Here is a 12,806-nt window from a genome sequence, read left to right as displayed (position 1 = left end):
GTGACATGCCCCGGACACGGTGCCTGACCGTGCCCGGGGCATGCCCGTTGTTCCTTGATTGCCAGCTGCTCAGGAGGCGTTCAGCTGTTCAATCAGCTTGCGTCGCTGCGCCTGTTCGCGCGGGTCCGGAACCGGAAGCGAGGCGATCAGGCGCTGGGTGTATTCATGCTGCGGGTTGGCCAGGACCTTGGAGCCCAAGCCTTCTTCCAGCAAGGTGCCCCGGAACAGGACGCCCACCCAGGTAGCCAGCTGGTCCACCACTGCCAGATCATGCGAGACGAACAGGGCTGCGAAGCCCAGTTCGGTCTGCAATTCGCGGAACAGCTCCAGCACCTTGGCCTGCACCGAAACGTCCAGTGCGCTGGTTGGCTCATCGGCAATCAGCAGCTTCGGCTCCAAGGCCAGTGCGCGGGCCAGCGACGCGCGCTGGCGCTGGCCGCCGGAGAGTTCGTGCGGGTAGCGGTTGGCAAAACCGGCTGGAAGCTGCACGGCCTCAAGCAGTTCGGCCACCTTGTTGCGGGTCTGCAGCGGGTTCAGATCACGGTGCACGGCCAGTGGCTCGGCCACGCATTCGCCTACGGTCAAGTGCGGATTGAAGCTTGCCGCTGGATCCTGGAACACGAAGCCGATCTGCTCACGCAGCGGCTTGAAGGTGCGTTCCTTGAAGTGGGCCATCTCGTAGCCCAGCACCTTCAGCGAGCCACCGGTGATGCGGTTCAATCCCGCGATGCTGCGGCCGATGGTGGTTTTCCCCGAACCGGACTCGCCCACCAGTCCGTAGACCTCGCCGGCGTGGATCTTCAGATCCACCTCATCGACCGCGGTGAAGCCCGGGGCCCCGAGGCGTCCCGGGAAATGCACCTTCAGGCCCTTGGCTTCCACCAGCAATTCAGCATCCTGGTTCGGACGTTCGACTAGTCCCTCCGAGGCGCTTTCGCGCCCCAGGTGCGGCACGGCAGCCAGCAGGGACTTGGTGTAGTCCTCTTGCGGTGCTTCGAAGAGCTGGATCGATGGTGCTTGCTCAACGATCTGCCCCTGGTTCATCACGATCACGCGGTCGGCGATATCGGCCACCACCCCCATATTGTGGGTGATGATGACGATGGCGGTACCCAGCTGATCACGCAGGTCGCGCAGCAGCTGGAGAATTTCAGCCTGCACCGTGACATCCAATGCGGTGGTTGGCTCATCTGCCACAATCAGTTCCGGCTTCAGGGCCAGCGCCGCGGCGATGACCACGCGCTGCTTCTGGCCACCGGAGAACTGGTGCGGGTAGTAGTCCACGCGCTGCTCTGGATCCGGGATGCCGACCTGGCGCATCGCCTCGATGGCGCGCGTCCTGGCCTCCTTCTTGGAAATCCTGTTGTGCGCGCGGATGCCCTCCATGATCTGCCACCCCACGGTGTACACCGGGTTCAGTGCCGTGGACGGTTCCTGGAAGACCATGGCCACATCCCGGCCGCGAGCCGCGCGCAGCTCGCGGCCGCGCAGGGTGAGCATGTTCTTGCCTTTGAGGTAGACCCCGCCGTGCGAGGCACCGTTCTCGGCCAGGATGCCCAGAGCAGTGCGTGCCGTGACGGACTTGCCGGATCCGGATTCGCCCACGATGGCCAGGATCTCGCCGGCCCTGACTTGCAAATCAACGCCGCGCACTGCCGGCACTGCGCCGGCGTCCGTGACGAAATCAATGTTCAGGTCTTCGATGCGCAAGACAGCGGGTGTGCCGACGTTGGCCTCGGAGTCGAGGAGAGGACTGTTGGTCATTTGTTTGCTCCTACCTGTCCGGACTGGGTGATGCGCTTGGCCTTCTTGCGGCTGAAGCGGCGCAGGCGCGGGTCATTGAGGTCATTCATGGACTCGCCAACCAGGGTCAAGCCCATCACGGTGAGCACGATGGCCAAGCCCGGGAACAGGCCGGTCCACCAGATTCCGCTAGTGGCATCTGACATCGCTCGGTTCAGGTCGTAGCCCCATTCCGAAGCACTGGTCGGTTCGATGCCGAAGCCCAGGAAGCCCAGGCCCGCCAGGGTCAGCAATGCCTCGGTGGCATTCAGCGTGAAGATCAGCGGCAAGGTGCGGGTGGCGTTGCGCAGCAGGTGCGCGAACATCACTCGCCATGGGCTGGCGCCGATCACCTGTGCGGATTCTACGAAGGGTTCCGCCTTCAGCCGCATCACTTCGGCGCGGACCACGCGGAAGTACTGCGGGATGAATACCACGGTGATGGAGATGGCCGCTGCCATCACGCCGCCGAAGAGCGAAGACTGGCCCTGGGAAATCACGATGGACATCACGATGGCCAGCAGCAGGGATGGGAACGCGTAGATCGCATCGGCCAACACCACGGCGATGCGGTCGAACCAGCCGCCGAGGTAGCCGGAGATCAAGCCCAGCAATACGCCCAGGAACAGGGACATGACCACGGCCGCCAGGATCACCCAGATGGCCGTCTGCGCACCGAAGAGGGTCCGCGAGAACACGTCATAGCCGGTGGCGGTGGTGCCCCAGATGAATTTGCTGTCCGGAGCCGCCTGGCGCGGGAAGTCCCCGGATGCATCCGAGGACTGCGCGAAATCGAAAGGCGCAATCAGCGGCGCGAACAGGGCGGTAACGATGAACAGGCCGGAGAGCGCCAGACCGGCAACCAGCATGCCCCGCTGCAGGCCCGAGGACATGCGCAGGTGGGAGATGACCGGGAGCCGGTCCAGCCAGGACTTGTTCGAAGCCGGCAAGGTAGCTGTACTCATGATTAGTACCTGACTCTCGGGTCGATCAAGGCGGCCAGCACGTCAACGATGAAGTTGGTGACGGCGACGATAATGGCCAGCAGCACCACGATGCCCTGCACAGCCACGAAGTCGCGGGCGGTGAGGTATTCGGCGAGCTTGAAGCCCAATCCCGACCATTCGAAGGTGGTCTCGGTCAGCACTGCTCCACCGAGCAGCATGGCAATCTGCAGGCCCATGACAGTGATAATCGGAATCAGCGCCGGACGGTAGGCGTGCTTGGTGGTGAGGCGGAATTCGCTGACACCGCGCGAACGGCCGGCTTCCACGTATTCGCGGCCCAGCGTGCCAATTGCGTTGGTGCGCACCAGGCGCAGGAACACGCCGCCGGTGAGCAGGCCCAGTGCCAGGGCTGGCAGGATCGCATGCTCGGTGACATTCCAGAAGGCAGCGCTATTGCCGCTGCGCAGCGCATCGAGCCAGTAGATGCCCGATGGGCTCTGCAGGCCGGTCAGTTCAAGCTCGGTCTGCCAGTCGGCACGGCCGCTGATCGGCAGCCAGCCTAGCCATACGCCGAAGACCAGCTTGAGCAGCAAGCCGGCGAAGAACACCGGGGTGGCGTAGGAGAGGATTGCAAGGATGCGCAACACGGCATCCGGGTAGCGGTCGCGGAACTTCGCGGCAACCAGGCCCAGCGGGATGCCGACCAGCAGTGCGACGAGGACCGCGTTGATGGCCAGTTCCAAAGTTGCTGCGCCGTAGGTGGCCAGCACCTCGGTGACCGCCCGGTTATCGCTCATGGTGCGGCCCAGGTCGCCGGTGAAGATCTGGCCCAGGTACTCGAAGTACTGGATCAGGATCGGCCGGTCGTATCCGGCTTCATGGATGCGCTGGGCCAGCTGGTCCGGGGTGAGCCGTCCGCCCAAGGCTGCGGTGATCGGGTCTCCGGTCACGCGCATCAGGAAGAACACCACTGTGATGAGGATGAAGACAGTGGGAATGATCAGCAAGAATCGGGTAATCAAGTAACGGAGGAATCCTCCGCCTTTTTGCTTTGCTGGTTTGGGTGTTGCTAGCGGGCTTGCTTCTTGGCCCGGTGGCGACGTGATAGTCATCGTCTGTCCTTATGGTTCAGGATGCGTGGCAATGCGCCGCCTTGAGCGGTCAATGACGGCGCATGCCAAGGGGATCCACCGCGCGCGCCAAGGGTTGGCGCGTGGCAGATCCCCTCAGGTTTGGTGTCTGCGAGGCGAGAGCCGAATTACTTGCTCAGCACACCGAGACGGAACTTGAACGATGCGTCCAAGGTCTTGTCAACGTCCTTGACGTCCTTGCCTGCAATGGCCACCTGGGCACCCTGCAGCAGTGGAAGCGTGGACAAGTCCTCAGCCACCATCGTCTGCAGTTCTTCGATGGCCTTGGTGCGCTCCGCAGCGTCGACCATTCCTCGCTGATCGGAGATCAGCTTGTCAACCTCGGGGTTGTCGTAGTTGTTCGAAAGGAAGTTCTCCTTGGCAAAGAACGGCGACAGGTAGTTGTCGGCATCCGAGTAGTCCGGGAACCAGCCCAGCTGGTAGGCCGGGTAATCCGTGACGCGCTGCTTCTGGTAGGTCACCCATTCGGTGGACTTCAAATCCACTTCGAACAGGCCATCGGCCTCCAGCTGCTTTTCAACCAGTGCGTATTCGTCACCGGAGTTCGGGCCATAGTGATCCGGGTTGTACTGCAGCGCGAGCTTGACCGGGGTCTTCACTCCGGCATCTTCCAGAACCTTCTTGGCCTTGGCTGCATCCGGCTTCCCGTCGGTGCCGTACATGTCCTTCAGCGGCTCGGTGGCGCCGGTGAAGCCTTGCGGCACGTACGAGTAAGCCGGGGTGTAGGTGTCCTTGTAGACGTTCTTCGCGATGGCTTCGCGGTCCACAAGGTGCGCCGCTGCCTGGCGTACGGCCAGTGACTTCGCTTCATCAGCATCATCGGTCTTGGCACCGTATGGCATGGAATCGAAGTTGAAGACGATGTAGCGCAGCTCGCCACCCGGTCCCTTGTGGACCGCCAGATTCTCATCCTTGCCCAGGTCTTCGATGTCGGTTGGGGTCAGCGAACGCCATGCGACGTCGATCTTGCCTTCTTGGACTTCGAGCTTCAGGTTATTGGCGTCCGCGTAGTACTTGATCGCTGCCTTGTCGTTGGCTGCAGGGCCCAGAACGCCCTGGTAGGACTCGTTGGCACTGAAGGAGATCAGGTTGTTCTTGTTGTACGAATCAATGACGTACTGGCCGCCGAAGGCCTTGGCCTCAACGATCTTCTGGTCGTCCATGACTGCGTCTGCAGAGAACACTTCATCATCGACGATCGGGCCGACCGGGGAGGTCAGCACCTGCGGGAAGGTCTGGTCATTGCCGACCTTCAGCTTGAAGACCACTGTGGTGGCGTCAGGAGCCTCGATGGATTCAACGTTGCCCAGCAGCGAGGATGGACCGTTAGGGTCCGCGATCTTCAGCTGGCGGTCGAAGGTGAACTTGACGTCCTTGGAGTCAAGGTCGTGGCCGTTGGCCCACTTCAAGCCCGGCTTCAGCTTGACCGTGTATTCAGTCGGGGTAGTGAACTCCGCGGACTCGGCAAGGCTCATCGATGGGTCCGGGCTGCCCGGCTCGGAGTTGAGCAGGAACGGGTAAATCTGGTTCATGACCATGAACGAACCGTTGTCGTAAGATCCGGCAGGGTCCAGGGAGGTCACTTTGTCGGTGGTGCCCAGGGTGATTGGGGCGCTGGCTTCGCCATTGCCGCCCTCTTCATTGCCGCTGTCTGCGGCTTGGGTGCAGCCGGTCAGTGCCAGGGCAGAGATACCCACAACGGCTGCTGCGAGTCGCAGCCCGTTCTTCTTGCGAGCCATGAGTCATCCTTCGTCTAGGTACATGCATGGGCTGTGATGATTAGCACATGCTTCACATATCCTAAGTGATGCAAGGCACAAAATACGAATGGGGCCGGCGGAAACTGGCAAAAACGCGGTCTCGACGCCCACTTTTTGTGCTTCAGCCCATAGCCTTTCTAACTCAATGGTGAGATGGGTTGGGATTCCTTCCGGCTCGTTGGCCAGGTGGCATAAGCTAGATGTCAATGATGACTCGTAGAGACGCGGCAATCGCGTTGGATATCCCAGTAGAAATGGCCAAGCGCCACGGCATTCCTTCCAAAATGAGCGAAGCAGAATTCCGTGAGCTGAACACCAATCCACCAGCTTGGTTGGAGCAGTCGCGCGCCAACCGCACCGGCAAACGCCCCGTGTGGATTCATCTGGTCTGCGAAGTCTGCGGCTTCAGCGAATACGAACGCCCCAAGAAGTGGTGGCCTGCCTTCGATTTCGTTCACTGCCACACCCACTCCCCGGCGCAGCTTCCAAAGCTGGAAAAGGGCAAGACCCGGGTGGAGTACCAAGATATTTCCGCTCATATGTTCGGCATTGTCGATGAAGGCTAAAAGCTGACGACAACACAACGGCGAAGGGTGCCGGACCGATATTGGTCCGGCACCCTTCGCCGTCGCGCTAGCGCGTGCTCTTCACTCGGTTCATCCCCCTGGGCGTCCTTTCCGCCACGGGAATGCATGCAGCGGGCAACCGGACAGAGTCCAGCATCATCCAGTGCAGGTTCCATGCACCGGCCGTCGGCTGGATCTTGCGCAGGCCTTGAGTACTGCTGCCCGAGCCCCTCGGGCATCTAGCTCGTGGAGGCCTTCCGGATTGGTACGAATTGGTTCTGCCGACTGGAATGATCCGTTGTTCTGGACGATGCGCCCCTATCCGCCCAGCTACCGCTGGTGAGCATTCTCGAGAACATCGCAGCGAGCGCATTGGAAGCCAGGGCATCCGGTGGCGCAACAGGGTCGGCAGCCCAATTCAATAGCGAGACCTAGAGGGTCGAACCAATGCAGTGAGCCAGCAAGCCCCAAGCGGCCCTTGAAGACAGGCCGAATCCCACACACCACCGGTCATCGCCGGCAATGCCGGGCGAATACGTGCCGGACGCCCACGGCCGAAGCGGATGGCCGCCGAGCTCCGTTGCAACCAGCCGTTCGTCTAACTTGAATCACGACGCGAAGAAACCCTTGGTCCAGTTCATTATCTTGAACTTGACCAAGGGTTTCTTTGGATGGCTAATTAATTGACCATGCTGGAGTCCCATTCGCTGGAACGAGCAGAATCGATGGTCGCTTGGCCCAGCACGCGGCTGTCCTGGTAGACGACCATGGTCTGGCCCGGCGCGACTCCACGCATGCCTTCGGGAAGGTTGACAACCAACTCGTCGCGGCCTTCTTCCGAGCGCTCCATGTGGGCTACCGCGGCGACCGGATCGCCGTGCGCGCGCACCTGCACCATGCAGTCGAACTTGTCTCCGCTGAAAACTTCAGCGATCGGCAGGCCAGCCCAGGAAATGCGGATGCCGCGCAGCTGGTCCACAGCCAGCAGGGCCTCTGGACCGACGATGACCTTGTTGTCCTTCGGACGGATTTCCAAGACGAAGCGCGGTTTGCCGTCGGCGGCCGGACGACCCAGTCGAAGACCCTTGCGCTGGCCAACCGTGAAGGCTTGGGCGCCTTCGTGCTCACCGAGCTGGTTGCCCTCGTGGTCAACGATCTCGCCTGGTTTCATCTCGATGCGTTCAGCCAGCCAACCGCGGGTATCGCCATCGGGAATGAAGCAGATGTCATAGCTATCTGGCTTGTTCGCCACGGTCAGTCCGCGCGCTGCGGCTTCGGCGCGAACTTCCGCCTTGGAGGGAGTCTCGGCTAGCGGGAACATGCAGTGTTCCAGCTGTTCGTGGGTCAGCACGCCCAAAACGTAGGACTGGTCCTTGGCCCAGTCTGCGGCTCGGTGCAGCTCCGGGTTGCCCTCGGAATCGCGCAGCACCTTGGCGTAGTGCCCGGTGCATACCGCGTCGAAGCCCAGGGCCAATGCCTTTTCCAGCAAGGCAGCGAACTTGATCTTCTCATTGCATCGCATGCAGGGATTCGGGGTGCGGCCAGCTTCGTATTCATCCACGAAGTCCTGCACCACGTCTTCTGCGAAGCGGTCCGAGAAGTCCCAGACGTAGTATGGGATGCCCAGCTTGTCGCAGGCACGCCATGCATCATTGGAGTCTTCCAAGGTGCAGCAACCGCGCGAACCGGTGCGAAGGGTCCCCGGCATGCGAGACAGGGCCAGGTGCACGCCGACCACATCATGGCCGGCTTCAACTGCGCGGGCCGCGGCTACCGCCGAGTCCACGCCTCCGGACATCGCTGCTAGTACTTTCATCGTGTAAAACCTGTTCCTGCCGTGTGGATGCTGCTTTCATCGGCTGCCATGCCAGCCTTCTTTGCCTGAGCATACGCTTGGGGCAAAGCCTCTAATAATGCGTCAACGTCGGCGCGTGTGGATGTATGCCCCAATGTGAAGCGTTGCACACTGCGCGAGGTGCGCGCATCGCGTCCCATAGCCAGCAAAACATGCGAAGGCTGCGGAACACCAGCGGTGCACGCCGAACCGGTGGATGATGCGATGCCAACCATGTCCAAGCCGAATAGCAAGGAGTCCCCCTCGCATTCCGGGAAGGTGAAGTGCAGATTGCCCGGGAGGCGCTGGCCCTCATTGCCCTGATCCCGTGGTCCGTTCAGCACCGCTTCCGGAATCAAGCCGGTGATCTTCTCAATCGCATATTCACGCAGTTCGCTCAGCCGCGCAGCTTCCTGCCGCAATCCAGAACGCACCGCGGTAGCCGCGGCGGCAAAGCCGGCCGCGTGGGCAGCATTCAAAGTTCCCGATCGCAGCTTGCGTTCGTGTCCACCGCCGTGCTGGACCGGGGTGAGCACAATATCGCGGCGAACCAGTAGCCCGCCGATGCCTACCGGGCCACCGATCTTATGCGCGCTAATCGCCATGGTGGCCAGATTCGAGGAGCCGAAGTCGACCGCGAGCGCACCAAAGGCCTGCACCGCATCCGAATGCACCGGGACCCCGTACTTGCCAGCTAGGGCAGCAAATTCACGGATCGGCTGAACGGTGCCGACTTCATTGTTGGCCCACATCAAGGTGGCCAAAGCGATCTGCTCGTGCTGCTCTTCAAATAGCTTTTCGGCCGCCTGCAGATCAACGACACCGTCTTCATCCACGGCGAGCCACAGCAAGGTGGCATTCTCATGGTCCTGCAGCCAGGTAGCCGTATCCAGGACCGCGTGGTGCTCAATGCCGGTGAGCACGATGGCACGCGCCTGCTCATTGGCCGCCACGCGGTTCCAGAACAGTCCCTTCAGCGCCAAGTTATCCGATTCGGTCCCACCAGATGTGAAGATCAATTCGCTGGAGTGCGCCCCGGCGGCCATGGCGATAGCTTGGCGGGCATCATCCACCGCACGGTTGGCGCGACGTCCGGCCCCATGCAAAGAAGACGGGTTTCCGGTGCGGGAATACTGTTCGGTGATGGCAGCCAGAGCTGCTGGATTCAGATCGGTGGTTGCCGCGTGATCCAGGTATACGGCGGAAGTTTTCATAACACTTCAATGGTACGGGGTGGGGCGCCCTAGTTTGAATGGCCGATCCGTGTGAATTGGCCAACCTCAATGGCCTCCAGCGCCGGATTGTTCAAGACCGCCTCAATCAATGAAGCAGGACCACCCAGGATGGTGCAATCATCAAACGGTTCTGTCGACAGCATCCAGGAATGGTCCGCCGCAAACGCCAGCGCCGGGCGCTGGCGTTGGGCGCCGTCGGCAGTTCTGGCCCATTCGGGCTGCGCCAGGAACTCCGCGTCCGCTTCGAACAGGTGGTAGTTCCGGTATCCGCCACCCAGGTCGAACGGATCTGCCTGGATGATCTCGGGACCAAAGGCAGGTTTCTGCGCCTCGGCGAGCGCCAACTCGTACACCCGCTGGTTCTCGTCATCGCTCAATGCAGGATCCGGCTCGCGCTCAATCTGTATGCGTTCCCCGCCCGCGATAAATGCGTAACCGGCCCACAAGCCCACCACGAACTTCTGGTCTTTGGCAGAAACCCGGACCATTTCGGCGGCTAGTGCTTGCCATTGCGATTCCGGGAGCTGGTCCAGCGGCAGGTCGGTATCTACCCAGGCGTCTTCGGTCGCAGGATTGCCTTGCGCGTCCAGTCCGGCCACGGTTTCAAAAAGATCCGCGGCGGTGATGATGTGCTTGCGGCTCTGTGCCACCGTCTCCCAGCGCACCAACTGGTCATCTTCATCCAGTGCTGGGTGAAGGATGCGGACGTAGCGTTCGTAGCCATGCGGGATCTGGGCTACTACCGTGCTGGGGTCGGCTGATGCACAAGCTGCGGCGATCCATTGCCCGTGGGCTGCGGAGAGGTGTGAAAACTGCATGGTCCAAGCCTAGCGAGAGCAGCGGGCGGATTCCTCCTCCGAACCGTGGTCGGTGGTATGAATAGAGGAACAACTGATGACGTGTCGATTCCAGCTAAGGGAGCCTTCCTGCATGTTCAAGCCTGATTTCTTGGTTCCAGTCCATGATTTCTCCCAGCGCTCCCTGGATTTCTCACAGCGGATCGCGGTGATGGCAGTGATCAACCGCACTCCGGATTCTTTCTACGATGCCGGGTCGACCTTTGGCTTGGATGATGCTGTGGCCGCTGCCATGCGTGCGGTCGAGGCAGGTGCTGACTGGGTGGATATCGGCGGAGTCCCCTTCTCTCCTGGCCCGGAGCTCCCGTGGCAGGAGGAAGCAGAGCGAATTGTGCCGGTTATCCATCAAGTGCGTAGCCGCAGTTCGGTGATTATTTCTGCAGACACTTTCCATCCACAGGTGGCGCAGGCTGCCATTGATGCCGGCGCTGATGTCATCAATGACACCACAGGCTTTTCCTATCCCGGTTTGGCTCGGGTGGTAGCCAAGAACAACGTGCATGTGGTGATCACCCATTCGCTAGCCAAGCCCCGCACCGTTTACCCGCGCCCTAGTTACGACGATGTGGTGGCCGAGATCCGCCAGTATCTGCTGGAGAAAATCCAGATTGCGTTGGACGCTGGTGTTTCTGCGGCAAAGATCATTGTTGATCCAGGGCACGACCTGAACAAGAACACCCGCCACACTCTGGATTTGACCGCTGGGTTCCAGGCCTTTGCCGATTTGGGCTATCCGGCCTTGGCAGCGGTCTCGAACAAGGACTTTATCGGTGAAACCTTGAACTTGCCGAAGGCTGAGCGCATGGTTGGTTCTATGGTGGCAGCAACGATCTGTGCCATGAACGGTGCCCGCATATTGCGGATGCACAATATTCCTGAATCGGTGCAGACAGTACGCCTGCTCGAAGCAGCTCAAGGGTGGCGGGAGCCTGCCTACCAGATACATAACATGGGGGATGTCAATCCTCCTGCTCACCCAGAACCCGAAGTCAGCAAGTAAGGAGTTTCCCAGGTGCGTGCCCTGCTTCCCCAACCAGCAGATCAGGTTGATGACCAGTTCCTGCTTGAGCGCTATTCCAGCGAGCATCGCCCATTCGTTCGTTTCAACTTCGTCAGCAGCATCGACGGAAGTGCCCAGGTTGATGGGCTCTCCAAAGCATTGGGCTCTCCTGGCGATCAGAGGGTTTTCGCACTCTTGCGCCGGCTTGCCGACGTGATCATGGTGGGTGCTGGAACGGTTCGTGCCGAGGGCTACGAAGGCCAGCTCCTGTCCGCGGAGGACATGGCGTGGCGTATCGAGCATGGCCTGCCGCCACAACCCGTGCTGGCGCTCATTTCACGAGGATTGCATCTGGAGCCAACGGCCCCGGTGTTTGCCCAATCCCCGGTTCCGGTTCTGCTTTTCACCAGCGTCCAGGTCACCGACGAACAGCGTCGGTCCTTTGGACCCAATGCCACTCTCGTGCAGGTTTCCGAAACCGAGGGCGGGTGTGATCCGACCGAAATCATCGCATATCTGCATTCCAAGGGATACGGCTTCATCCACGCTGAAGGCGGTCCTCACGTTTTTGGGCAGTTCGCCTCGGCTGGCGCGGTGGATTCGGTTTGCATCAGCTACTCCCCTGTCCTTGTGGCAGGTGATGGCATGAGAATAGCGGTTCACGATCGGCAGGGGTTCCACGCCTTCGAGCTGCATTCCTTGTTTGAAGAGGACAGCATGCTCTTCTGCGACTATCGACTTAGGAAATCAGCTGGATCCCCGCGGGAATAACAGCTAGCTCAAAGGACCCGGCCCCCATGCATTCCCCGTCAGCATAGCTGTCCCGGGATGTCTCGATGCGGGCCCGCGTGAGGTTTGCGCTGACCTTCCATGGATGCGGCGCTCCGGTGAGGATCCTTGCCAGATACGGAAGGACCCGCAGAATATTTGGTCCGCGTACGATAGCCAATTCCGCGGTACCGTCGGTGAAATCAGCATGCGGGAAGAGCTTGATGCCGCCACCAAGGGACTTGATATTCGCGACGCTGGCGGCCAGGACGCTTCCGCTGAATCGCAGCCCGTCGGCCCTCACCCCACTGGGGCATCCGCGCAGCTGGGGAAGGCACAGGATCAAACCGGCGATATACCGCAGTGCTCCCAGCTGCCGCGGCAACGCGTTGGCTTTCGCGTTGACGGTGGCTTCAAATCCCCAGGACACGGCACCCAGTGCATAGCGCGGTGTTCTGCCGGCCTGGTCAAACCGCAGCTCCAGCACGTCAATGGGCATAGTTGCTCCCGGCTGCTTGCAAAACGCAATCACCTTGGCCAAGGATTCTTCTGCATTCGCGTCCCCTGTCATGCGCCAGAAGTCGTTGCCGCTGCCTGCGGGGATGACACCGATGGGAATCGAAGTTCCCGCAACGTGCTGGATGCAGTGGTGGATGAGCCCATCACCGCCAATGATGACGATCGCCCGCGAAGCTCTGAGCTGGTCCCCCACCAGTTCCACGCTCGTCCTTGAAGTATCAACTAACCCATGTTCCAGCCCGAGCTTGCCAAGCGCGTGTGCAAGCTGCTGGGCAAGGCGCATCCCCCGGCCTCGGCCTGAGGCGGGGTGGAAGATGATGCGGATTTCTGCGGTGCGACCAAACGAGCTCATGACCATAGAGATTACCCAGCAACTTGACGCTTCTA

Annotated in this window: 11 protein-coding genes; 3 read left to right on the top strand and 8 right to left on the bottom strand. The window is 60.9% G+C overall.

Annotated elements, in window-relative coordinates; genetic code table 11:
- Positions 1-69 precede the first annotated feature (69 nt).
- The 4 genes from M2368_RS01825 to M2368_RS01810 all read right to left on the bottom strand — a co-directional run bounded on the left by M2368_RS01825 (position 70) and on the right by M2368_RS01810 (position 5,619).
- A complete protein-coding gene (locus tag M2368_RS01825; RefSeq protein ID WP_105656826.1) occupies positions 70-1,764 on the bottom strand; it encodes a dipeptide ABC transporter ATP-binding protein in 1,695 nt (564 codons plus the stop codon).
- Positions 1,761-2,747, bottom strand: a complete 987-nt coding sequence (locus tag M2368_RS01820; RefSeq protein WP_105656827.1) for an ABC transporter permease — start codon at positions 2,745-2,747, stop codon at positions 1,761-1,763. The genes M2368_RS01825 and M2368_RS01820 overlap by 4 nt, the downstream gene beginning before the upstream one ends.
- Before the next feature lie 2 nt (positions 2,748-2,749).
- Positions 2,750-3,841 carry an ABC transporter permease gene (locus tag M2368_RS01815; protein ID WP_105656828.1) on the bottom strand — a complete coding sequence of 364 codons (1,092 nt, stop codon included), beginning with the start codon at positions 3,839-3,841 and terminating at the stop codon, positions 2,750-2,752.
- A 146-nt stretch (positions 3,842-3,987) separates the two neighbouring features.
- Complete coding sequence (locus tag M2368_RS01810; RefSeq protein WP_332498154.1) at positions 3,988-5,619, bottom strand: ABC transporter substrate-binding protein; 1,632 nt, start codon at positions 5,617-5,619, stop codon at positions 3,988-3,990.
- A 227-nt stretch (positions 5,620-5,846) separates the two neighbouring features.
- On the opposite strand from M2368_RS01810, the gene M2368_RS01805 reads away from it, so the two are divergent.
- On the top strand, positions 5,847-6,206 hold the full coding sequence (locus M2368_RS01805; protein ID WP_105656830.1) for a hypothetical protein: 360 nt from the start codon (positions 5,847-5,849) through the stop codon (positions 6,204-6,206).
- Between the two features lie 679 nt (positions 6,207-6,885).
- Here M2368_RS01805 and mnmA read toward each other — a convergent pair.
- Genes mnmA through M2368_RS01790 form a run of 3 tightly spaced genes read right to left on the bottom strand, consistent with a single transcriptional unit; the run spans position 6,886 to position 10,093 of the window.
- Positions 6,886-8,022, bottom strand: a complete 1,137-nt coding sequence (mnmA, locus tag M2368_RS01800) for a tRNA 2-thiouridine(34) synthase MnmA (protein ID WP_105656831.1) — start codon at positions 8,020-8,022, stop codon at positions 6,886-6,888.
- Positions 8,019-9,254, bottom strand: coding sequence for a cysteine desulfurase family protein (locus tag M2368_RS01795; RefSeq protein ID WP_105656832.1), 1,236 nt, complete (start codon positions 9,252-9,254; stop codon positions 8,019-8,021). The genes mnmA and M2368_RS01795 overlap by 4 nt, the downstream gene beginning before the upstream one ends.
- A 29-nt stretch (positions 9,255-9,283) precedes the next feature.
- Positions 9,284-10,093 (bottom strand): hypothetical protein, encoded by an 810-nt coding sequence (locus M2368_RS01790; RefSeq protein ID WP_426733975.1) that lies wholly within the window; start codon positions 10,091-10,093, stop codon positions 9,284-9,286.
- A 112-nt stretch (positions 10,094-10,205) separates the two neighbouring features.
- On the opposite strand from M2368_RS01790, the gene folP reads away from it, so the two are divergent.
- Complete coding sequence (folP, locus tag M2368_RS01785; RefSeq protein ID WP_332503499.1) at positions 10,206-11,132, top strand: dihydropteroate synthase; 927 nt, start codon at positions 10,206-10,208, stop codon at positions 11,130-11,132.
- A 12-nt stretch (positions 11,133-11,144) separates the two neighbouring features.
- Positions 11,145-11,903: a pyrimidine reductase family protein gene (locus tag M2368_RS01780; RefSeq protein ID WP_105661497.1), complete on the top strand. Its 759-nt coding sequence runs from the start codon at positions 11,145-11,147 to the stop codon at positions 11,901-11,903.
- Here M2368_RS01780 and M2368_RS01775 read toward each other — a convergent pair.
- Positions 11,872-12,771 carry a diacylglycerol/lipid kinase family protein gene (locus M2368_RS01775; RefSeq protein WP_166650798.1) on the bottom strand — a complete coding sequence of 300 codons (900 nt, stop codon included), beginning with the start codon at positions 12,769-12,771 and terminating at the stop codon, positions 11,872-11,874. The genes M2368_RS01780 and M2368_RS01775 overlap by 32 nt on opposite strands.
- Positions 12,772-12,806 lie beyond the last annotated feature (35 nt).

It is taken from the genome of Arthrobacter sp. JUb119 (assembly GCF_024807995.1).
Taxonomy (GTDB): Bacteria; Actinomycetota; Actinomycetes; order Actinomycetales; family Micrococcaceae; genus Glutamicibacter.
Note: the sequence above shows the minus strand (reverse complement) of the source record. Positions and strands in the feature narration are given on the sequence as shown.